The organism is Streptomyces sp. NPDC043867 (assembly GCF_056435845.1).
Window position 1 is genome coordinate 56790 of record NZ_JBWKDS010000013.1, and the last position, 19854, is coordinate 76643.

Annotated in this window: 22 protein-coding genes and 1 pseudogene; 10 read left to right on the forward strand and 13 right to left on the reverse strand. The window is 73.0% G+C overall.

Annotation, left to right across the window (positions count from 1 at the left end):
• Nucleotides 1–22: 22 nt before the first annotated feature.
• The 3 genes and pseudogenes from AC069T_RS15270 to AC069T_RS15280 all read right to left on the reverse strand — a co-directional run bounded on the left by AC069T_RS15270 (nt 23) and on the right by AC069T_RS15280 (nt 3825).
• Complete coding sequence (locus AC069T_RS15270) at nt 23–2245, reverse strand: ricin-type beta-trefoil lectin domain protein (RefSeq protein ID WP_478783192.1); 2223 nt, start codon at nt 2243–2245, stop codon at nt 23–25.
• Between the two features lie 286 nt (nt 2246–2531).
• Nucleotides 2532–2843: pseudogene (locus tag AC069T_RS15275) on the reverse strand (helix-turn-helix domain-containing protein); the annotation flags it as partial.
• Nucleotides 2844–2937: 94 nt separating this feature from the next.
• Nucleotides 2938–3825, reverse strand: coding sequence for an alpha/beta fold hydrolase (locus tag AC069T_RS15280; protein ID WP_478783193.1), 888 nt, complete (start codon nt 3823–3825; stop codon nt 2938–2940).
• Between the two features lie 307 nt (nt 3826–4132).
• On the opposite strand from AC069T_RS15280, the gene AC069T_RS15285 reads away from it, so the two are divergent.
• Nucleotides 4133–4972, forward strand: coding sequence for an endo alpha-1,4 polygalactosaminidase (locus AC069T_RS15285; RefSeq protein WP_478783194.1), 840 nt, complete (start codon nt 4133–4135; stop codon nt 4970–4972).
• Between the two features lie 76 nt (nt 4973–5048).
• On the opposite strand, the gene AC069T_RS15290 is transcribed toward AC069T_RS15285, so the two are convergent.
• Both AC069T_RS15290 and AC069T_RS15295 read right to left on the reverse strand, forming a co-directional pair.
• On the reverse strand, nt 5049–5582 hold the full coding sequence (locus tag AC069T_RS15290; protein ID WP_478783195.1) for a flavoprotein: 534 nt from the start codon (nt 5580–5582) through the stop codon (nt 5049–5051).
• A gap of 106 nt (nt 5583–5688) precedes the next feature.
• Complete coding sequence (locus AC069T_RS15295; protein WP_478783196.1) at nt 5689–6147, reverse strand: nuclear transport factor 2 family protein; 459 nt, start codon at nt 6145–6147, stop codon at nt 5689–5691.
• Between the two features lie 104 nt (nt 6148–6251).
• On the opposite strand from AC069T_RS15295, the gene AC069T_RS15300 reads away from it, so the two are divergent.
• On the forward strand, nt 6252–6830 hold the full coding sequence (locus tag AC069T_RS15300) for a TetR/AcrR family transcriptional regulator (RefSeq protein ID WP_478783197.1): 579 nt from the start codon (nt 6252–6254) through the stop codon (nt 6828–6830).
• 99 nt (nt 6831–6929) lie between these two features.
• On the opposite strand, the gene AC069T_RS15305 is transcribed toward AC069T_RS15300, so the two are convergent.
• Entirely contained in the window at nt 6930–7133 is a 204-nt protein-coding gene (locus tag AC069T_RS15305) for a cold-shock protein (RefSeq protein ID WP_037622929.1), read from the reverse strand.
• A 208-nt stretch (nt 7134–7341) separates the two neighbouring features.
• Complete coding sequence (locus AC069T_RS15310; protein WP_478783198.1) at nt 7342–7824, reverse strand: nuclear transport factor 2 family protein; 483 nt, start codon at nt 7822–7824, stop codon at nt 7342–7344.
• 208 nt (nt 7825–8032) lie between these two features.
• On the opposite strand from AC069T_RS15310, the gene AC069T_RS15315 reads away from it, so the two are divergent.
• Nucleotides 8033–8476 (forward strand): nitroreductase family deazaflavin-dependent oxidoreductase, encoded by a 444-nt coding sequence (locus tag AC069T_RS15315; protein WP_478783199.1) that lies wholly within the window; start codon nt 8033–8035, stop codon nt 8474–8476.
• A 74-nt stretch (nt 8477–8550) separates the two neighbouring features.
• On the opposite strand, the gene AC069T_RS15320 is transcribed toward AC069T_RS15315, so the two are convergent.
• Nucleotides 8551–9525, reverse strand: a complete 975-nt coding sequence (locus tag AC069T_RS15320; protein WP_478783200.1) for a cation diffusion facilitator family transporter — start codon at nt 9523–9525, stop codon at nt 8551–8553.
• Between the two features lie 412 nt (nt 9526–9937).
• Here AC069T_RS15320 and AC069T_RS15325 point away from each other — a divergent pair, with 412 nt between their 5' ends.
• Entirely contained in the window at nt 9938–10243 is a 306-nt protein-coding gene (locus AC069T_RS15325; protein WP_478783201.1) for a DUF4235 domain-containing protein, read from the forward strand.
• Nucleotides 10244–10304: 61 nt separating this feature from the next.
• Here the strand turns inward: AC069T_RS15325 and AC069T_RS15330 are convergent, their stop codons facing one another.
• Nucleotides 10305–10697, reverse strand: coding sequence for a VOC family protein (locus AC069T_RS15330; RefSeq protein ID WP_478783202.1), 393 nt, complete (start codon nt 10695–10697; stop codon nt 10305–10307).
• A 151-nt stretch (nt 10698–10848) separates the two neighbouring features.
• A complete protein-coding gene (locus tag AC069T_RS15335) occupies nt 10849–12441 on the reverse strand; it encodes a membrane-associated oxidoreductase (protein WP_478783203.1) in 1593 nt (530 codons plus the stop codon).
• Nucleotides 12442–12574: 133 nt separating this feature from the next.
• Here AC069T_RS15335 and AC069T_RS15340 point away from each other — a divergent pair, with 133 nt between their 5' ends.
• Together AC069T_RS15340 and AC069T_RS15345 are read left to right on the forward strand one after the other, a co-directional pair.
• Nucleotides 12575–12937: a DUF1304 domain-containing protein gene (locus AC069T_RS15340; RefSeq protein ID WP_476752832.1), complete on the forward strand. Its 363-nt coding sequence runs from the start codon at nt 12575–12577 to the stop codon at nt 12935–12937.
• The gene (locus AC069T_RS15345) at nt 12934–13515 is read left to right on the forward strand and encodes a TetR/AcrR family transcriptional regulator (protein ID WP_478783204.1); all 582 of its coding nucleotides are present in this window, start codon (nt 12934–12936) and stop codon (nt 13513–13515) included. Before AC069T_RS15340 ends, AC069T_RS15345 begins: the two co-directional genes overlap by 4 nt.
• Nucleotides 13516–13723: 208 nt before the next feature.
• Here AC069T_RS15345 and AC069T_RS15350 read toward each other — a convergent pair whose 3' ends face one another.
• On the reverse strand, nt 13724–14671 hold the full coding sequence (locus AC069T_RS15350; protein ID WP_478783205.1) for a GlxA family transcriptional regulator: 948 nt from the start codon (nt 14669–14671) through the stop codon (nt 13724–13726).
• A gap of 70 nt (nt 14672–14741) precedes the next feature.
• Between AC069T_RS15350 and AC069T_RS15355 the strand changes: the two genes are divergently transcribed.
• The gene (locus AC069T_RS15355; protein ID WP_478783206.1) at nt 14742–15692 is read left to right on the forward strand and encodes an NADP-dependent oxidoreductase; all 951 of its coding nucleotides are present in this window, start codon (nt 14742–14744) and stop codon (nt 15690–15692) included.
• Nucleotides 15693–16007: 315 nt separating this feature from the next.
• Nucleotides 16008–16433 (forward strand): anti-sigma factor antagonist, encoded by a 426-nt coding sequence (locus AC069T_RS15360; RefSeq protein ID WP_478783207.1) that lies wholly within the window; start codon nt 16008–16010, stop codon nt 16431–16433.
• 36 nt (nt 16434–16469) lie between these two features.
• Here AC069T_RS15360 and AC069T_RS15365 read toward each other — a convergent pair whose 3' ends face one another.
• Both AC069T_RS15365 and AC069T_RS15370 read right to left on the reverse strand, forming a co-directional pair.
• Nucleotides 16470–17423, reverse strand: a complete 954-nt coding sequence (locus AC069T_RS15365) for a ribose-phosphate diphosphokinase (protein ID WP_478783208.1) — start codon at nt 17421–17423, stop codon at nt 16470–16472.
• Nucleotides 17424–17564: 141 nt separating this feature from the next.
• On the reverse strand, nt 17565–18299 hold the full coding sequence (locus tag AC069T_RS15370) for an alpha/beta hydrolase family protein (protein ID WP_478783209.1): 735 nt from the start codon (nt 18297–18299) through the stop codon (nt 17565–17567).
• Between the two features lie 182 nt (nt 18300–18481).
• Between AC069T_RS15370 and AC069T_RS15375 the strand changes: the two genes are divergently transcribed.
• Together AC069T_RS15375 and AC069T_RS15380 are read left to right on the forward strand one after the other, a co-directional pair.
• Nucleotides 18482–19174, forward strand: a complete 693-nt coding sequence (locus tag AC069T_RS15375) for a DUF4230 domain-containing protein (protein WP_478783210.1) — start codon at nt 18482–18484, stop codon at nt 19172–19174.
• Between the two features lie 182 nt (nt 19175–19356).
• The gene (locus tag AC069T_RS15380; RefSeq protein ID WP_358852048.1) at nt 19357–19722 is read left to right on the forward strand and encodes a cupin domain-containing protein; all 366 of its coding nucleotides are present in this window, start codon (nt 19357–19359) and stop codon (nt 19720–19722) included.
• Nucleotides 19723–19854: the final 132 nt, after the last annotated feature.

Sequence of the window (19854 nt, forward strand, 5' to 3'; positions counted from 1 at the left end):
GCCCGCGACGCCGCGGGAGCCGTCAGCGGCGGCCGCCCCAGCCCCAGCCGTCCCGGCCCCACCGGCCGCCGTGTCCGCCCCACGTGCAGTCGGCACGGGAGCAGGTCTCCCAGCCGGGACGTGCGGGTGTCCCGGCCGAGGGAGCCGCCGGGGGCGTGGGCGCCGGCGTGCTCGCCGGTGCGGGGGTCCGCGCAGGCGCCGGAGCCCTGGGCACGGATGCCGTCGGCTCGTCGGCGGGGTCCCAGTCGACCGTCTTCAGCCGCAGCCTGTCCGCCGACGTGTCGGTCAGCCAGCGCTGCGCGGCCGAGGTGTCCGCCCGGGGCTTGAGGACCAGGGCCGCGTCGCTCCGGCCGGAGGCGGGCGTCAGCGCGAGGTCCTGGTTCCACCGGGGTACGAGCGTGCCCTGAAGGGTGAAGTCGTAGCGGACGTTCCTGGTCCCGGGCTTCGACGCTCCCGTGCACCTGCCGAGGGCGACCGTGTAGCCGAGGTGGGAGTCGAGGCACAGGTCGGGAACGGCGCGGCTGCGCAGCAGCCCGTCGCTCTCGTACACCCACTGCTGGTTCGCGGACTGGCCGCACGGCACGAGGACCGCCTCCGCGCCCGCCACCGGCTTCCTCCGGTCCAGGCCGACGCACAGTCCGCTCGCGGTGTTGCGGAGCCTGCCACGGAGGGTGCCGACGGGTCCGCCGTCCGCGGCCCCCACCCAGGCGGGCGGCACGCCGGGATCCGCCTCCGTGCCCGAGCCCCGCTGCCCGGCCGGCCGGCCGGGGACGTCGGCGTCGTCGTCGTCCGACCAGGGCCCGGCCCACACGGCCAGGGGTACGAGGACACAGGCACTCACCATCAGGACGGCCAGGGCGAGATGCCGGCGACGACGTGCGCGCCGCAGCGTACGCAACGCCGCCGAACGGGACCCGACGGCCGGCCCGGAGACGGCGCTCCCGGGCCCGGGCGCCCGCCCCGAGGAGGCTCCGCGGTGTCCCGAGGAGGTGAGCGTCTGCGTCGCCCCGGCACGCGGGCCCTGCGACTCGTCCGCCGTGGCGCGCGCATCGGCCGACTCGGCGTCCCCCGCCGTTCCCGCGGTCGGGCCGGCCGCCGCACGGCCGCGGCCCCGGCCGCCGGCGGTCCTCGGGTCCGTACGGCCGGTGTGGCCGCTTCGGGGCGGGGTGCCCGGCGTCGTGCCGCTCGCCGTACCGGGGAACGGCGCTCCGGGCGCGTCGGCGGCGCCGTCGTCGGGGACCGGGCGCGGCCTCCCGGCGCCGCCCGGCCGGTGCGACGGAGCGCGTCCCGCACGGGGACCGGGCCCCGCGCCGGGGTGCGTAGCGGCCTGCGTCGTGGTGTCGGCGAACGACTCGCCGCCGAACATCGCGCCGGGCGCGGCCCCCGCCGCCGCCCCTGCGGTGTCGTCGGTCTCCGGCGCGGCGCGGCCGGGGCGGGTGTCGAGGTAGGCGTGGGCGCCCCAGCCGAGTACCGCCTCGGCCAGCAGGGCGGCGAGCCGGCCGTCGCGGTGGTTCAGCTGGTCGACGGCGTGGGCACAGTGCCGGCACGTGGTCATGTGGTCGCGCAGGTCGGAGTCGAGAACGTTGTCGTCACGTCGCAGCGACACGTCCAGCAGGCGGCTGTAGCGCCGGCACTCCTGGTCGGGGGCGAGCTCGCGGTGGACGTCGAGACAGCCTTCGCGCAGGAGCGAGCGGGCCCGCTCCAGCTTGACCGCGGCGTCCTCGGCCGCCAGGCCCAACAGGGCCGCCGGCTCTTCGAGTTGCTCGGCCTCGACCTCCGCGTGCCACAGCAGGCAGCGGGCGGGTGCCCCGAGGCGCTGGAACGCCCGGGAGACCAGGCGTCTCGTGTCGGGGAGAAGGAGCCGGCTCGCGGCGCGCTCCCCCTCCTCGGCGGCGGACCGCAGGACGGGATGGAGCAGCTCCCGGCGGTGGTCGCCGTCCCACTCCGCAGCGATGCGCCGTACGGCGATCAGGACTTCGGGCCGCCATGCCGCCGTCGGGCCGCCTCCGCGCAGGGCTCCCCCGAAGAGGCGGGTGAATGCGGCCGTGGTCAGCATTCCGGCCGGATGGGGCCCCTGCGTGCACAGGCGCGCATAGGAGTGGGCGGCTTCCCAGTGGCGGGCGAGCAGTTCTCCTACGGGATGGTGGGTGGGCCCTTTTCCCGCGTGCCTCTTCAGTTCGGAGGCCAGTTGTTCGTCCGTCAGTTTGAACGCCGGACCGGGGGCGGAGGAATTCGGGGGGACCACGGCATTCACGTTCACTTTCCTCCCAAAGCCCGTGCGGCGATAAGTCTGTACCAGCGTTCCGTAGCGGGGGGGGGTCACCGAAAGGCATATGCGTGCAGGGGGAAACGAACATTGGCCGCACGCCGTCGGGCAAGCCACACCTTTGCACAGGCCACGGGGACGGAACAAGAGATCACGGAACTTCAGCGATGCGTCCGGGGATCATCGAGTCGACGAATTGTCAGCAAGCCCCGACCGCGGCGCTTTCCCGTACTCGCCGCCCCCGGAGTGTGCGTGCGTGACGGCCTTACTCGCCCAGTACGTCACGGAGTTGGGCCCGGGCGGTGATACCGAGCCTGGGGAAGATGCGGTAGAGGTGAAATCCAACCGTGCGGGGTGAGAGGAAGATGCGCTTGCCGATCTCACGGTTGGTGAGACCGGTGGCCGCGAGCCGGGCGATCTGCAGTTGCTGCGGGGTGAGGGCGTCGGAGGCCGGTGCTTTCCCGGGGGTGACACCGGCGGCCCGCAGTTCCGCAAGGGCACGCTCGCGCCAGGGGCGGGCGCCCAGCCGCTCGAAGACGTCGAGCGCCGCGGCGAGCAGCGGGCGCGCCTCCACGGGTGCGCGGCCGGCTCGTTCACCGGCCCGGCGAGCAGCGCCAGTTCGTGCTCGCGGCCGACGATCCACTCGCCGGCCACGGGTGTCGTCACCGGTGTCATGCGGCGAACCCGAGGATCAGGTCGGCGACGGCCCGCGGGTTCTCCAGCGGCATCGCGTGGGTGGCGTCGATCCCGGCGACCGTCACGTCGGGCCGCCGCTCGGCCAGTTCGGCGAGGTCCCGGGCGAGTCCCTTCGCGAACGCGGCCGTCAGCCCGTCGTACCGGTCGGTGCCCGGGACAGGCGCGTCGGGCCGCAGCGCACGGACGAGCAGGAGAGGCTGGGCCGTTCGCCGGAAGAGGGTGAACGGGTCGAGCGAGTCGATCGCGGTCAGCATCTCCAGTGCGTGCTCGCGCTCGGGCCGCAACTCCAGCCGGCCGTCGGCCCGTTCGTGGGTGGCGCGCAGGATCCCGGCCTCCAGCAACTCGTACGGGACGCCCAGCCGTTCGGACAGGACGCGCTGCTGTGCGAGCAGGTCCTTGAGTCCGTCGTGCGGGAGCGGCCGGCCCGACATCCCGGCCACGAGGTCTCTGAGTTCCGCGAGGCGTTCCCCGACGTACCCGGGGTCGAGATCCACGTACTGGTCGGGGCGGCCCCACCCGTACCCGTCCAGGTTCACGGCGCCCGGGGTGACCTCGGGGTGTTCCAGCGCGTGAAGGACGGCGAGCAGGCCACCGAGGGAGTGTCCGACGGGCAGCGCGTCCGGGATGCCGTACTCGTCCAGGACGGCGTCGAGGTCGCGCAGCACCTCGGGCAGGCTCCACGTTCCCGACGGCGAGAGACCGTGGCCGCGCAGATCCACGGCGAGCACCCGGTGCCGGTGGACGAGCATCGGAGCGACGGCCGCCCAGTCGGCGAGGGTGCGTCCCGCGCCGTGCAGCAGGAGCAGGGGCGGACCGTCGCCTCCGTGGTCGTGCACGGCCAGTGCGCTGCGGTCGTTCGTCATGTCATGACAATAAGGCCTCGGCATGACGTGCCTGCGCTCCCGGGGTGTGCGCGGCCCCCTCGACGTGCGCACCGGCCGGCATCGGGCACGGGCCCGGGCGGCGCTTCTGTCGGGTGACCGGATTCCATGGCGGGGAACGGCCCTTGACGCGCACGGGCCCGCACGCTTGGATCATGGCGTGCCGTGGTGCGACCCGGCACACAGAGGTGCGCCCAGCCGGTAGCGGACTCGGTCCAAGCCCGGCCACAGTCGCCAGGATCGCGGACGCGTCCGAGGCGGGGTCGTACTCGCGATTGATGGAGCGCACATGCCCGTCAGACGCGTCACCCGCGTCCGGCCCCTCAGGACCCTGGCCGCGGCACTGGCCGTACTCGCCGTGCTCACCGGCTGCGGCGAGGGTGCCACGAAGAACCCCTCGCCGCAGCCGACACGGGCCGGCGTCCGCCTCCCGCCGCCCGGCGCCGGCTTCGACTACCAGATCGGCGGCGCCTATCCCCCGCCCGCCGGCGTACGCGTCGTCAGCCGCGACCGTTCGTCGCCGCCCGCACCCGGCCTGTACAACGTCTGTTACGTCAACGCCTTCCAGGCCCAGCCGGCGGAGCGGGGGTCGTGGCCGGCGGATCTGCTGCTGCGCGACGCGGACGGCAAGGTCGTCATGGACCGCGACTGGAACGAGGCACTGCTGGACATCGGCACGCCGGCCAAGCGCAAGCGGGTGGCCGCGCGCGTCAACCGGTGGATCGACGGCTGCGCCGCCAAGGGTTTCGACGCGGTCGAGCCGGACAACTACGACAGCTACACCCGTTCCCGGCACCTGCTGAGCGCCGACGACGCCGTCGCGTTCGCCGGTCTCCTGTCGGCGCACGCGCACGCCAGGCACCTGGCCATCGGGCAGAAGAACACGGTCGAGCTGGCCGGGCGGCGGTCCCGGGCCGGGCTCGACTTCGCGGTGGCGGAGGAGTGCGGGGAGTACGACGAGTGCGGGGCCTACGCGAAGGCCTTCCGGGACCGGGTGCTCGTCATCGAGTACACCGACCGCGGTCTGCGCAAGGCGCGTGCGCACTTCGGGGGCCGGCTGAGCATCGTGCGCCGGGACGTGCTGGTGTCCACGCCGGGCGACGCGCACTACGTCCGCCGGACCCGCTGACGGAAACGCCCGGACACCGGCGGACTGCGGGCGCCGGTGCCTCGGCCTGCGGTGAGGCGCCGCGGTCGCCCGGACCTCACACGGGCGACGGGAGCAGGTCCAGGGCCCGTTCCCAGCGGAACTCCCGGCGCCCGCCACCCTCCTGCGGTCCGCCCGCGTACGGGTCGCCGAACCGGACGCCCATGCCGGCCAGCCGCTCGACGCTCGCGCGGTAGGCGGGGTGGGCGGCCAACGCCTCGTTCACACACGGCAGTACGGAGATGGGGACGCCGAGGCCGTACGCCTCGCACAGGGTTCCCAGGGCGAGGGTGTCGGAGATGCCCGCGGCCCACTTGTTGACGGTGTTGAAGGTGGCCGGCGCGACGGTCACCGCGTCGGGGGCCGGGAACGGGCGGGGGTCGCCGGGCGAGCGCCAGGCGGAGCGGATCGGGCGGCCGGTGCGGGTCTCGACGGCCGCCGTGTCGAAGAAGCCGAGCGCGGTCGGGGTGGCTGTCACGCCGACCTCCCAACTCCGTTCCCGCGCCTCGGTGATCAGGGTGCCGACGTCCTCAGCGACGCCGGCCGCGCAGACGACGACGTACAGGAAGGGCTTCTCGGTGGGTTCGCTCACCCGAGCACCCTAATGACCTAGGGCCTGTCGTTTGGATCACGCCGGCGTCGCGGGGTCTGTCAGGACGAACCGTCGGTCACAGCCAGCCTGATCCAAACGACAGGCCCTAGCGCAGGGGGGAGTCGGCTCCCCGTTCCGACTCCGGGCGCGGGCCCCGGATCCGGCGGTCCTTCTCCTCGATCCGTACGTCGTTGATGCTCGCCTCCCGGCGCGTCATCAGGCCGTGCTCGTCGAACTCCCACAGTTCGTTGCCGTACGAGCGCCACCACCGGCCGTCGGTGTCGCGGGACTCGTACTGGAAGCGCACGGCGATGCGGTTGCCGTCGAAGGCCCAGAGGTCCTTGCGCAGCGCGTACTCCGACTCCCGCGCCCACTTGGCGGTCAGGAGTTCCACGATCTCGGCGCGGCCCCGCACGAAGGTGTCGCGGTTGCGCCAGAGCGAGTCCTCCGAGTAGGCGAGCGAGACCCGGTGGGGGTCGCGGGTGTTCCAGGCGTCCTCGGCCGCCTGGACCTTCTGGGCCGCGCTCTCGCGCGTGAAGGGCGGAAGCGGCGGAAGGTCACTCATGGCGTGCTCCTCGTCGGGGGTGCCGCACACTGGGAGAACGGTCGTTCTCCCAGTGGCTGCTAACGTAGAGAACGATGGTTCTCGCGTCAAGGAGTGGACTCCGCATGGACAGCACGGCCGCCCGCGAGCAGGCACTCTCTCGCGCGCGGGAACAGGCGCTGGACGCCGCCGAGGAGCTGTTCTACGGGCGCGGCATCCAGAGCGTCGGCATGGACGACGTCCGCACCGCGTCGGGCGTCTCGCTCAAGCGGCTCTATCAGCTGTTCCCCGCCAAGGAGGTGCTGGTCGAGGCGTATCTGGAGCGGCGCGACGTCCGGTGGCGCCGACGTCTCGCGGCGCATGTCGACCGGCACGAGGGGCCGGCCGAGCGCGTTCTCGCGGTCTTCGACTGGCTGGGGCGGTGGTTCGGCGAGCCCGGGTTCCGCGGCTGCGCGTGGATCAACTCGTACGGGGAGCTGGGGTCCGCCTCACCGCGTGTGGCCGCCCAAGTCCGCGCGCACAAGCGGGCGTTCAAGGACTATCTGGTGGCGCTGGTGGCCGAGGCGGGGCTGCCGGCCGCTGTCGGCGAGCAGGTGCACGTGCTCGCCGAGGGTGCCATGGTCACCGCGGGCATCGAGCAGAACACGGCACCTGCCGCGAGTGCCCGTGAGGCCGCCCGGGTGCTGATGGCCGCCTGCCGTTAGGCGCGGGCCCGCCGGCGAACGCCTGCGGCGCGCACCGCAGGCGGTGTGCGACAGCCGAACCGGCCCGGTCCGTAGCGGACCGGGCCGGTTCGGTCGGGGTCAGGCGGGGGTGATGTTCTCCGCCTGGGGGCCCTTCTGGCCCTGGGTGATGTCGAAGGTCACCGCCTGGCCTTCCTGGAGCTCACGGAACCCGGTCGCGTTGATGTTGGAGTAGTGCGCGAAGACGTCCGGCCCGCCGCCGTCCTGCGCGATGAAGCCGAAGCCCTTTTCGGCGTTGAACCACTTGACGGTTCCGCTGGCCATGCTGATGCCCTCCAGTTGAGATCGGGATCCGCACCGCGCGGGCCCCGGAGGTGATCGCCCGGGCTCACCGTCACAGCAAAGCGCCCGCGCCGGAGCGCGGGCAGGTACGGCGAACCACGACATCTGACGAAGACGCTACACGGCGAATCCGGCCCCCACCAGAGAGCAAGGAGAAGATCCGGAGAGAAATTCGCGCCTCCGTTCGGGCTCAGGTGCGGGCGGGGGCGGGCCGCGTGTCGCCACCGGGCACGGGCGGCTCGAACGCGCGGGCCACGGCGAGGCTGTCCTCGTACACGTGGTGCCGGGTGACTAGACCGTCCTCGACGGTGAGGTGCAGGGCGAACCGGGCCCGGTAGTCCCGTCCGGTGACCGCGGCCGTCTGCCGGATCTCGCCCAGCACGACCGCCTCGTCGCCGTCGACGAGGACGCGCTCGATCTCGGTCGCCGCCCGGCCGGGCACATGATGTGCGCCCAGCTCACGGTAGTGCGCGGCGGCGTCGGCCCGCGTGGACCGGTGGCGGATCCAGGGGGTCGCGGCCCGCCCGTGCTCGTCCTCGGGCCAGCTGAGCTTCCAGTCGCCCGTCTCCGCGTACAGCGCGGCGATCCGCTCGGGGTCGCCCTCGCCGATCCGGCGCAGCAGTTCCTCGATCACGGCACGTGTGGCGGGGGTCCGTTCGGTGGCTGCGGACATGGGCTCGCTCCCTCTTCCGTGCGGTGGGTCGGCCCGCGGTTTCCGTCCCTCGGTGCGCGGCCCGGATGTTCTGACGACGCGTCCACCGTGCCCGACGCCGACGGCAGGGTCGATTACCCGTCGGGTAAGGGCGTGGGTGACTTGCGTGCGACCCGGGTTGAATCTTGACTGGACGACGCCAGTACGACGCGACGATGGGACGGCACACATGCCTCTTCAGGGCGAGTACGAACCCAGCCCGACGCAATGGGTCCGCGAGCAGGTGGAGTTGTACGAGAGCTCCGGCGGGACCCGGGGGACGACCCTGGGAGACACGGGCCTCCCGGTCATCATCCTCACGACCAAAGGTGCCAGGAGCGGCAAGATCCGCAAGACCCCGCTGATGCGGGTGGAGCACGACGGAAGCTACGCGGCCGTCGCCTCGCTGGGCGGCGCGCCCAAGCACCCGGTCTGGTACCACAACGTGAAGTCCGACCCGCATGTCTCGCTCCAGGACGGGCCGGCCCACCTTGATCTGACCGCCCGTGAGGTCACCGGCGAGGAGAAGGCCCTCTGGTGGGAGCGCGCGGTCGCCGCCTACCCGGCGTACGCCGACTACCAGGAGAAGACCGACCGCGAGATCCCCGTCTTCGTGCTGGAGCCGACGGGCTGAGCCCACCCGGCTCCCGGGCACCCGTACGCCCGGAACCGGTCCGCATGACGTCGCGGGCCCCGGGCACGCCCACGTCAGACCCCGCCGCGCTTCCCCGTCGCGGCGGGGCTCTCCGCCGCCGCCTTCCGTGCGGCACGCGCGTCCGTCACGTCGAGGAATATCTGGTCGGCCGCAGGCACCAGGTGGGCGACGGACCGCTTGATACGGACGGCGACGTCCTCCACCTCCTCGCTGTCGAGCCCGGGGACCAGGTCGACGCGGGCGGCCACCAGCGTGGAGTCGAGGCCCATCTTCATGGTGAGCAGCGCCTCCACACTGTCGATCTCGGGCTGCGCCGCCAGCACGGCGCGGATCCGGTCGCTCAGCTCCTCGTCGGCCGCCTCTCCGACGAGCTGGGCGCGGGCGTCGCGGCCCAGCCAGAAGGCGACGCAGACGAGCAGCGCGCCGATGGCCAGTGAGGCTGCGGCCTCCCACACGACCTGGCCGGTGACCATGTGCAGCGCCATGCCGATGATCGCGAGCGCCACGCCGAGCACCGCGGTGCCGTCCTCGGCGACGACGGTGCGCAGCGCGGGGTCGCGCAGTTTGCCGCCCTGCTTGCGCACCTGGTGCAGCGCCCGCACCAGGGAGGCGCCCTCCGCCACCAGGGCCACCCCGAGGACCACGAGGCCCGTCACATAGCCGGAGAACGACTCCTCGGCGCCGCTCCTGAGTGCCTCGACGCCCTGGAAGACGGAGAAGCAGCCGCCCATCACGAAGATCCCGACGGCCGCGAGCAGGGACCAGAAGAACCGCTCCTTGCCGTAGCCGAAGGGATGGCGCCGGTCGGCGGGACGGCGGCTGCGGCGCAGGGCCGCCAGGAGGAAGACCTCGTTCAGACTGTCGGCCACCGAGTGCGCCGCCTCGGAGAGGAGCGCGGGCGAACCGGACACCAGACCGCCCACCGCCTTGGCGACGGCGATCAGGAGGTTGGCGCCCAGCGCCACCAGGACGGTGACGCGTGTCCTGCGGTCGGAACTGTTCGGCTGTTGCGTCGAGTCGTTGGTCACAGGCCCCGGATGCCCGAGCCGGGCACACTCACACGGTGACGTCGGCGGAAATCGGGGAACTCCTCCCAATCCTCGCCATCCGCCATCCGCGGCGTGCGGCGCCCGGGAGAAGGATGACCCGGGCGGCGTAAGCGTGCCCGTGCCCGTCGCGACGGGGATCGTGCCGCTGGGGCCGGATCCGTCCCGCCGGCTGACACCGCGTCACCGGCCGGAACTCGGCGTCCGGCCGTACGGCGACGGGACGCGGCCTCGCCCGGTGCGCGAGAGTGGGAGACACCGGCACACGGGCGGCCCTGATCCACGGAGAGAAGTGTCACCCGACCCCGGCCTGCGTATTCGCCGCCGATAGGGACACACGCCAAGTGTCCGGCGACACCCCGGAGGCCGGCCGAGAGGCAACAAGGAGATCCACATGTCGAAGAAGACGAAGAAGAAGTCGCTCCCCCTCGCGTACAAGCCCGTCGGCTTCGTGCTCGGCTGGGCGGGCGGCACGCTCGCGGGAATGGCGTTCCAGGCCACCTGGAAGGCCATCCGTCATGAGGACAACGCACCGGACGCGCTGGACAAGGACCGCGGCTGGGGCGAGGTGCTGATCGCGGCGGCCGTCCAGGGCGCCATCTTCGCCGTCGTCCGCAGCGCGGTGGACCGTACGGGCGCGAAGGCCATCGAGCGCTCGACGGGCGTCTGGCCGACCGGCGACAAGACCGGCCGGGACTGAGTCCCGGCACACGGGCACGGAACGTGCCGCCCGGCGGCGGTCCGAGGACCGCCGCCGGGTCTCAGCCCTGCTTGGGGGCCGTGGCGGGGATGAGCCGCAGGGTGAAGGAGTGCCCGGCCGGGTCGGCGTAGCCGCGCTCCTCGTAGGGACCGGCCGCGTCCTTGGTCTCCAGCGGGCGGCCGCCGAGGCCCACGACCCGGCGCTCGGCGTCGTCGAGGTCGTTCACGTGGAAGTCCAGGTGGGCCTGGAGCGAGTTCTCGGGGCGCGGCCAGCTCGGCGGCGTCGCCATCACATCGCGGCGGAACGCCATCCGGAGACCGTCGGGGGACCTGATCTCGATCCGGTTCGCGGTCGCGTCCGTCTCCTCGGCGTCCAGCAGTTCCTTGTAGAAGGCGGCCAGCTTCTCGGGCTCGGAGCAGTCCAGCACCACGACGCCTGTCACTTCCAGTCCCATGATTCCTCCGTACGGTCCGGGGCGCGGGTGACGGCGCCACTCGCTGCCCTGCGCTGCCCGGGTACCCCCCGTCCCGGGAGATCAGTCGGGTACCGCCGCCCTCCACCGGTCCGCTCAACGAAGTTGACGGAGCTTCAGATAACCGGGAACGTCAGGCCCGGCGCAGGATCCGGTTGGCGCCGGCAGCTGCGGTGGTGGCGAGGAGCCAGCCCAGGCCGATCAGGAGCACGGCCGCCCACTGGAGCGGGCCGCCGGGGCTGAAGGCCCGTTCCTGCCCGAAGTCCACCAGCGGCAGGACCAGGTCGAGGGTGTAGACGGCGGGCTGGAAGCGGGGCGGTCTGCCGGGGTCGACGGGCTGGGGCGGCCACCGGCTGAACAGCAGGGTGCCGCCGGCCATGATGGCCAGCAGCCACCACACGGCGCGCATCGGCCGGTACCCGTAACCGACCGTCAGGTTCTGGAGCCGGCTCCACGCCCGGCCCGGCCACGGCAGGGTGGCGCGCAGCCGGCTCTGCTTGGCCAGCAGCACCGTACGGGCGTCGGCGTCGTGGCCCTGCTGCCGGTACACGCCGGCGAGTTGCTCGTACGGCTGCGGGGAGAACCCCTGCGGGTCGCGCGCGAGCAGCGGAAGCCTTTGCCGCGCGGGGAGTTGGGGCAGCAGGCTCTCGTACACGACGCCTTCCATGCGTACGGCGTCCGGCCAGCCCTCAGGGGTGCCGCGCAGCACGGTGACACGGGTGTGACTCAGGTCCACGGTGCCGTGCGCGGGCCGGGCGAGGCTCAACGTGAGTTCGGAGGCGCTGGAGCGGCGACTGGTGAGTGCGGGACGGCCGGGTGGTACGTCGATGCGGGCGCCGGCGAAGGAGATGCGGCTGCGGACCGTGATGTTGCTCAGCGAGAGCCTGCCGCGTGCGGTGAAGCCGTCGCAGCAGTTCAGCTCGGCACCCACGTCGATGCCGTGGGCCCGCAGTGAGGGCCCCTGCTCGGCGCCCAGCGAGGCGCCCTCGAAGAGCACACCCCCGCCCACCCGCGCGTCGCACAGGTCCACGGCACCCTCGGCCACCAGGCCGCCGCGGCAGTTCAGGTCGCCGCCCATCTGCAGCCGGTCCGCCCTGAGCACCGTCCCGCCCGGGTTGCTGAGGGCGGCCCCGGTGAGGACGACGCTGCCCCGTACGGAGGTGTCCCGCAGGTCGGCGCAGCCGTCGACGCGCAATCCCGAACCGGCCTGGACGTCTCCGCCCACCGTGGCGCACCGCAGTTCGAGGGCGCCCTCACCGCGCCCTTCGCCGCGCCCCGTCAGGTGGCTGTTCTCCAGGTGCAGAGTGCCTCCGACGGAGGCGCCGTAGAGGTCCGTCGGACCCGTCACGCGGCAGCCGCTGATCTCGCACTTCCAGCCGGTCGTCATGCCGACGGCCGACAGTCCGGGCAGTACGCAGGCCCGCATCTCCAGGGCGCCCAGGGACGCGCCGTCGAGGCAGGGTGCCTGGGTGAACCGGCAGTTGTGCAGGCGCAGCGTCCCGGGGACGACGGCCTCGGCCAGGTCGAGCCGACCGGTGACGCGTACGTCCCGCAGGCGCAGCCGGGCCAGGTGTCCGGGCTCGGGCAGTGGCGGGGCGAGGAGCAGCCTGCGTACGGCGGCCGCCCGTACCTCGCCGCCGTCGGCGTACCACTCGCCCCGGCGGAAGGAGGCCCACATGCTCCGTTCGCTCCGGCTCCACTCGCTGGGCGCGAGACTGCCCGACACGTCAACTCCCCTTCCAGCCGCGGAAACCGCCGCAACGCTACCCCGGCAGCACTCGGACCACACTTCTTGGACAGTTGTCCAGCTATAGTGGACACCTGTCCAGGAAAACTGACGTCGAGGGAAGTCGGCAGACATGCAAGCGGTCGCGAATGTGCTGGTCGGGCTGGTGGCCTCGCTGCACGTGTACATCCTGGTCCTGGAGATGTTCCTGTGGGAGCGGAAACCGGGCCGGGGACTGCACGGCTTCGATCCCGAGCTGGCCCGGGCGACGGCCCCGCTGGCCGCCAACCAGGGCCTTTACAACGGCTTTCTGGCCGCCGGTCTGCTGTGGGGCCTGATCGCGGCGGATCCCACCGGGTTCCGCGTCCAGGTGTTCTTCCTCGTGTGCGTCGTGGTCGCGGGGGTGTACGGCGCGGCCACCGCGAACCGCCGCATCCTGGTCGCCCAGGCGCTTCCGGGCGCCCTCGCGCTGGCCGCCGTGCTGGCCGCCCGTTGACGCCGCAGGACGGCCGGAGCCGGGACGGGTCGCGGGACCCGCGTGCCGCGCGCACCAGGGCCCGGCTGCGCGCGGCGCTGCTCGACGAGTGCGCCCGCCGCCCGCTGGAGGAGGTCGGGGTCGCGGCGCTGGCGCGGACGGCCGGGGTCGGCCGGGCCACGTTCTACGTGCACTACGCCGACCTGGAGGCGCTGGCGGTCGACGCCTGCGCCGAGGTCGTACGGGACGCGGTGGACGCGCTGCACGCGTGGCGCGGCCGCCCGGATCCGGTGTCGGCACCGCCCGCCCTGCTCGCCTTCTTCGCCGGACTCGCCCCGCACGCGGCCCTGTACCGCGCGCTGTTGGGCCCGGGCGGCGGCGGGCCGCTCGGACGGGTGCTCCACCGCGACCTGCGCGCCCGCAGTCTCACCGAGCGGGAACTCGCCGGTGCGGCGGACGCCCCGCTGGTCGCCTCCGCGGTGGCCGCCACCTTCGCCGGGGTCCTCGCCGACTGGCTGCACGGCCTGATCGAGGCCACGCCGGACGGGATCGCCCACCAGGTCTGGCAATTGCTCGTCGCCCTGCACCGGAGCCGCTGAGACCGACGGTCCCGGCGCCCGTGCGCCGGGCCTAGGCCGTGTCCGCAAAGTCCCGCCTGTTCCGCGACGCCTGGCACGCACTCTCGCCGCACCGGGCGAAGCCCCAAGTACGTCCAGTACGAGGGTCTCCACCCGGCACGCCGAGAGCACGCACCAGACGCCGCGGAACCCGCCCTCCGGGCGGACGACGAGACTTTGCGGACACGACCTAGCGCACGGCCTGGAACGTACGCCGGTAGGCCTGGGGCGAGACGCCGATCGCGGCGTGCAGATGCTGGCGCAGGGAGGCGCCCGTCGCGAAGCCGACCTCGCCGGCGATCTGGTCCACCGGCAGGTCGCTGGCCTCCAGCAGGTGGCGGGCGCGGGCCACGCGCTGCTGGATGAGCCAGCGGCCGGGGCTCATGCCCACCTCGTCGCCGAAGCGGCGGGCGAAGGTGCGCAGGCTCATCCGGGCGTGCTCCGCGAGGTCGGCGAGCGTCAGGGGGTCACCGAGGCGTTCGAGGGCCCACTGGCGGGTGGCCGCCGTACCGGCGGCGGAGGGCTCGGGGACCGGCTGCTCGATGTACTGCGCCTGACCGCCGTCCCGCCAGGGCGGCACGACACAGCGGCGTGCCACCTTGTTGGCCAGTTCGCTGCCGTGGTCCTTGCGGATCAGATGCAGGCAGACGTCGACACCGGACGCGGCGCCGGCCGAGGTGAGCACCGTGCCGTCGTCGACGAAGAGCACGTCGGGGTCCAGGTCCACCCCGGGGAACATGGCGCGGAACTCGTCGGCGAGCTGCCAGTGCGTGGTGGCCCGGCGCCCGTCGAGCAGACCGGCCGCCGCCAGCACGAAGGCACCGGTGCAGATCGAGACGATACGGGCACCGGGCCGGATGTGCGCGAGCACGGCCGTCAGCTCGTCGGACAGCCGCGAGGTGACGTACGACGGAGTGATGGGCGGGATCACCACGGTGTCCGCGGTGGCGAGCACCTCGGGGCCGTGCTCGACGGTGACCGAGAAGTCGGCGTTCGTGCGGACCGGACGGCCGTCGACGCTGCAGGTCAGCACCTCGTACCGGCCGTCCGCCGCACCGAAGATCCGGCTGGGGATGCCGAGCTCGAAGGGGTAGACCCCCTCGAGGGCGAGCACCACGACACGCTCCACGGATGGCATGGCACGATCCTATCGGACACTGGCAATTTTGCCATTTCCCTGGCCCGCGGCCCCGGGCAGGCTGGACCCCATGAGCACTGAGAACACGATGCGCGCCATTCGTCAGACCGTCCTCGGCGGCCCCGAGGTACTGGAGGAAGTACAGGTGGAGCGGCCCGCCCCGGGACCGAGCGAGGTGCTGGTGCGGGTGCGCGCGGCGGGAGTGAACCCGACCGACTGGAAGCACCGCGAGAACGGCGGGTTCCTCAAGGAGCCGCCCTTCGTCCTCGGCTGGGACGTCTCCGGTGTCGTCGAGGCCGTCGGCCTCGGGGTCACCCTCTTCGAGCCCGGGGACGAGGTCTTCGGAATGCTGCCCTATCCGTTCGGCGTCGGCTCGCACGCCGAGTACGTCACCACTCCGGCCCGCTCCCTGGCCCGTAAGCCGGTGTCCGTCGACCACGAGCAGGCGGGCGCGCTCCCGCTCGCGGCGCTGACCGCCTGGCAGGCTCTCGTCGACACCGCCGACGTGCGCCCCGGACAGCGGGTGCTGATCCACGCCGCCGCCGGCGGGGTGGGCCACCTGGCGGTGCAGATCGCCAAGGCGCGCGGCGCGTACGTGATCGGGACGGCAAGCGCGGGCAAGCACGACTTCCTGCGCGAGCTGGGGGTCGACGAGCCGGTCGACTACCGGGAGACCGACTTCGCCGAGACCGTCCGGGACGTCGACGTCGTGCTGGACACCGTCGGCGGTGACTACCGGTTCCGCTCGCTGCGCGTCCTGCGCCCGGGCGGTCTCCTCGTCACGATCCTGCCGAGCGGCGCGACGGACTTCGTCGAGGAGGCCGGCAGGCTGGGCGTCCGGGCGGTGGAGATGCTCGTCGAGGCCGACCACACGGGGATGAACGCGATCGCCGGACTGGTCGAGTCCGGCCAACTGCGCGCGACCATCGCCGGCTCGTTCCCCCTGGCCGAGGCCGCCGAGGCACACGCCCTCGGCGACACGGGCCGCACGACGGGCAAGCTGGTGCTGACGCTCCCGTAACACGAGAAGGGCCTCCGCGGCTCGGTCCGGACGAGGGCCGAGCCGCACCCGCCCCGCTTCCCCGGCCCCCGTCCGCCCCCGTTTCCCCCAGCGGCTCGCACGACCCGTCCAGGACTCGCCGATCAATTCCAAGACATATGTCAATCGAACATGCTGGAATTCACTCTCACGGGGGTAACTTGCTGAGCAAGGAACGGTTTTGCAACCACGGGTGCCCGGATGACGTGTCCAACAGAAGTCGTCACCCCGGCCCCCGGTGACTCCGGGCCCCGCGACCAGCAGCGGGGCCAGCAGCCGGTTGGAGGCGATGTCATCGTGCAGCACGAACCTGCACCCCTCACCCGGCAGCTGCGCATACACCGCTACCGGGGGTACACCGTGCTGGAGCTGCACGGAGAGATCGACATCAGTGCGGCGCTCGACATCATCCCGGTCCTGGACGCCGAGACCGGCCGCCCGGCCCCGCGGATCGTGATCGACCTGCGGCCCGTCGAGTTCTTCGACTGCTCCGGGCTGCGTCTGCTCTACCGCGCCCGGCAGCGCGTCGCCTCCCGCGGCGGCGAACTGCACCTCGTCTGCACCCACCCGCTGACGCTGCGGATCATCCGCGTCACGGGGCTCGCCCGCGTGCTGCCGCCGTCGGCCTCCCCGGACGAGGCGATCGGCCGCGCCACAGCGACGTCCCGCTCCGCACCGCTCCCGGGCCTGCCCGAGCAGCCCCTTCCCACCTGTCCGGACTGATCCCCCGGGCCTCCCCGGGGGTCCACGCGGGCCGGTTCAGGCGGTCTCGGGGGCGTCGAACAGGGCACTGACCGACTCACCGTTGTGGATCCGGCGGACCGCCTCGGCCAGCGCCGGGGCGATGGACAGGACCCGCAGCTTGTCGGTGCGTTCCCCGGCCGCGATCGGCACGGTGTTCGTGCACACGATCTCCAGGACGTCGGGCTGTTCGCTCAGCCGCTTGAGGGCACCGGCGGCGAAGAGACCGTGCGTGCAGGCGACCCGGATGGAACGCGGTCCCAGCTCCCGCAGCCGCCCCAGCAGTTCCAGCACCGTGCTGCCCTTGGCGATCTCGTCGTCCAGGACGATGACGTCCCGCCCGGCCACGTCACCGATCACGGAACTGATGCTCACCCGGTCGTCCGCGAACCGCTGCTTGGCACCCGCGGCCACCTGGGCCCCGAGCATCCGCGCGAACGCGGCGGCCTCCTTGGCGTTGCCGAGGTCCGGCGACACGACCGTCGTACGCGACAGGTCGTCACCCTGGAAGTGGCTGGCCAGCTCCCGCAGGGCGTGCAGGTGATCGACCGGCACGGAGAAGAATCCGTGCACCTGCGGGGAATGGAGCGTCATCGCGAGGACACGGCTCGCCCCGGCCGCCACCATCAGGTCGGCCACCAGCCGCCCGCCGATAGAGATGCGCGGCGCGTCCTTCTTGTCCGAGCGGGCGTAGGCGTAGTGCGGCATGACCACCGTGATGCGCCCCGCCGACGCACCGCGCGCCGCGTCGCACATCAGCAGCAGCTCGACCAGGTGCTCCTGCACCGGCGCCACCAGCGGCTGCACCAGGAACACGTCCCGCTCACGGCAGTTGGCCTGGAGCTGCACCTCGAGGCAGTCGTTGGCGAAGCGGCTGACCCGGGCGGGGTTGAGGGGCACGCCCAGATGCGCGCAGACCTCGGCCGCCAGCTCGGGATGGGCACTGCCGCTGAAAACGGCGATGTCACGCACGATCCGCTCCTCCAAGATCAGATCCGGACTGCGCGGCACATGCTACGGGCAGGCCGGCGCGCGCCGACGACCGCCTCTCCCCCGACGAGGGCGGCCGGGTGCCGGACTGCGTCGGCGCGCCCACCTGCGGGGCAGCCGGGATCAGGCTCCCGAGACGGCCGCCTGGGCGAGAATGCGGGCCGTCTGCTGTCCGGCCCGGACCGCGTGCGCGGAGCGGGAGCGACGGCAGCGGCCGAGGTCGGGATCGAACTCGGTCATGACCACCCCGGCGTGGTCGGTGTCCGGTTCCGTGAGACTGGCGGGCCGTCCCTGGTCGCGCAGTGCCTCCAGCAGCTCACGCGAGTGAAGAGCGGGCACGGCTGTGTCCTCGGTGCCGTGCACCAGGTGTACGGGCGTCGGGGAGGCCGGCAGCTCCTTCAGGTCGTCCAGGGGCACGGTTCCCGTACTGCGGGCCGGGACGTCGTAGCGTCCCGCGACACCGACGACCGCGGAGGGGCGCCAGTCGTCGAACCGGGACGACAGCGCGAGGCCCACGGCCGCCCCCGCTCCGGCGGACCAGCCGACCACCACCGAGCGGTCCGTGGCGCCGTCGAACCGGGCGGCCCGGCTCCGCAGGTAGTCGAGCGAGGCGAGCAGGTCGGCGCGTCCGCGGTCGGCGGCCGTGGGATCCCAGTCGGGGACGAACACCAGCAGGCCGTTGCCCGCCGCCTCCTCGGCCAGGGGAGCCAGCATGTCCTTCTCGTCCGCGCCGCTGCCGTGCCACAGCAGGGCGACGGACACCGGTCCCGCGAGGTGGGGCCGGTAGACGTCAAGGTGCCGCCGGCGGTCGTCCGCCGAGGTGGTGTAGAGCAGGTCGCGGGTGACGGTGATGGACATGTGCGCTGGGAGGACCTTCCGCCGGTTCTGCCGGCCGGGTGGGCGGCCGGGATCTTTGTCTACCAGCCTCGCCCCGGCACCGGGCGGGCGGGGCGGCGGAGCCGGCCCGAGGATTCGGCCAACCCGGCGTTGTGGCGGCGGATTTGGGGGGCACACGGCGTAGAGAAAGGAGGGCTGTCGACATGACGACGTCCACCAAGCAGAAGCCCCCCTCGACGTCCGAGGTCCGGGGCAGAAGGCAGTTGCCCGGCTGGATCAAGGCGCTCGTCGCCTTGATCCTGGTGATCGCGGTGCTGTTCGCCGGCCTGGCACTCAGCGTGCTTCCCGGACTGCGGGACATGTTCGGCGAGGAGACGCACGACCGGACGGGACCCGCGCTCCTGAAGTCCATCCAGGACATGAGCAGGTACGAGGCCGCCTCGGGCAACTTCCAGGTGGTCGTGGACCTGGAGAAGGACGCCAAGCTCCTGCCGGACGCCGTCCGCGGCACCCGCACCCTGTACGTGGGCGCCGGCACCGTGGACGCCTACGTCGACCTCGGCCGCCTGGACAAGAAGGACGTGTCCGTCAATGACGACCGCACGTCGGCCACGATCCGGCTGCCGCATGCCGCGCTCGGCAAGCCTTCGCTCGACGCCGACCACTCCTACGCCGTCTCCAAGCAGCGCGGCCTCCTGGACCGGCTCGGCGACTTCTTCTCCGACAACCCCAACAGCGAGCGCGCCGTGCAGAAGCTCGCGGTCAAGCACATCGGCGAGGCCGCGGGCGACAGTGAACTCGCCGCACGCGCCGAGGAGAACACCACGAGCATGCTCAAGGGCCTGCTGGGCTCGCTCGGCTTCAAGGAGGTGAAGGTCACGTACGGCGCCGCCTGATCACACCGTGCGCACGCCCCCGCGGGACGGCCGCCGCCCCTCCACCTGGCGGCGCCCCGGGAAAGGGCGGAGCATGGAGGTGAGGGGTCCGGTCGACGTGGGCGCCGGCCCGAGGACGCCGCGGAGGAGACGGGCACCGGCCCCGGCAGGTGTCGGGCACGGCCCGACCGAAGGGAGCCGTCATGCTGGAGGTCAAAACGGTCGACAAGCCGGACGAGCGGCGCGATTTCCCCCGCGGCCACCTGGAGGCGGTCCACCTCACCGGGCTGGACTTCGCCGTCGGGACCTTCGAGCCCGGGTGGCGCTGGTCCGAGTCCGTGGGACCGATCGCGGGCACGGAAAGCTGCCTGATCCACCACAACGGGTTCGTCGTCCAGGGCCGGATGCGTCTGCTCATGGACGACGGCGCGGAGAGCGAGGTCGGCCCCGGCGATGTCTTCGTCTGCCCGCCGGGACACGACGCGTGGGTGGTGGGGGACGAACAGGTGATCCTGTACGACTTCGCCGGCGGCATGGCGCAGGACTACGCGAAGGCGCGGAACGCCTGAAACCGGCCCACCGGGACAGTTACCGACCGACCGCGGGGGGGGGGGGGGGGGGGGGGGGGGGGGGGGGGGGGGGGGGGGGGGGGGGGGGGGGGGGGGGGGGTGGGGGGGGGGGGGGGGGGGGGCGGGGGAAGT

What these genes read in the sequence shown, in the direction of transcription:
- AC069T_RS15280 (WP_478783193.1), bottom strand. Translation starts at nt 3,825, where the DNA reads ATGACGAACGACCGCAGCGCACTGGCCGTGCACGACCACGGAGGCGAC.
- AC069T_RS15285 (WP_478783194.1), top strand. Translation starts at nt 4,133, where the DNA reads ATGCCCGTCAGACGCGTCACCCGCGTCCGGCCCCTCAGGACCCTGGCC.
- AC069T_RS15295 (WP_478783196.1), bottom strand. Translation starts at nt 6,147, where the DNA reads ATGAGTGACCTTCCGCCGCTTCCGCCCTTCACGCGCGAGAGCGCGGCC.
- AC069T_RS15300 (WP_478783197.1), top strand. Translation starts at nt 6,252, where the DNA reads ATGGACAGCACGGCCGCCCGCGAGCAGGCACTCTCTCGCGCGCGGGAA.
- AC069T_RS15305 (WP_037622929.1), bottom strand. Translation starts at nt 7,133, where the DNA reads ATGGCCAGCGGAACCGTCAAGTGGTTCAACGCCGAAAAGGGCTTCGGC.
- AC069T_RS15310 (WP_478783198.1), bottom strand. Translation starts at nt 7,824, where the DNA reads ATGTCCGCAGCCACCGAACGGACCCCCGCCACACGTGCCGTGATCGAG.
- AC069T_RS15315 (WP_478783199.1), top strand. Translation starts at nt 8,033, where the DNA reads ATGCCTCTTCAGGGCGAGTACGAACCCAGCCCGACGCAATGGGTCCGC.
- AC069T_RS15325 (WP_478783201.1), top strand. Translation starts at nt 9,938, where the DNA reads ATGTCGAAGAAGACGAAGAAGAAGTCGCTCCCCCTCGCGTACAAGCCC.
- AC069T_RS15330 (WP_478783202.1), bottom strand. Translation starts at nt 10,697, where the DNA reads ATGGGACTGGAAGTGACAGGCGTCGTGGTGCTGGACTGCTCCGAGCCC.
- AC069T_RS15340 (WP_476752832.1), top strand. Translation starts at nt 12,575, where the DNA reads ATGCAAGCGGTCGCGAATGTGCTGGTCGGGCTGGTGGCCTCGCTGCAC.
- AC069T_RS15350 (WP_478783205.1), bottom strand. Translation starts at nt 14,671, where the DNA reads ATGCCATCCGTGGAGCGTGTCGTGGTGCTCGCCCTCGAGGGGGTCTAC.
- AC069T_RS15355 (WP_478783206.1), top strand. Translation starts at nt 14,742, where the DNA reads ATGAGCACTGAGAACACGATGCGCGCCATTCGTCAGACCGTCCTCGGC.
- AC069T_RS15370 (WP_478783209.1), bottom strand. Translation starts at nt 18,299, where the DNA reads ATGTCCATCACCGTCACCCGCGACCTGCTCTACACCACCTCGGCGGAC.
- AC069T_RS15375 (WP_478783210.1), top strand. Translation starts at nt 18,482, where the DNA reads ATGACGACGTCCACCAAGCAGAAGCCCCCCTCGACGTCCGAGGTCCGG.
- AC069T_RS15380 (WP_358852048.1), top strand. Translation starts at nt 19,357, where the DNA reads ATGCTGGAGGTCAAAACGGTCGACAAGCCGGACGAGCGGCGCGATTTC.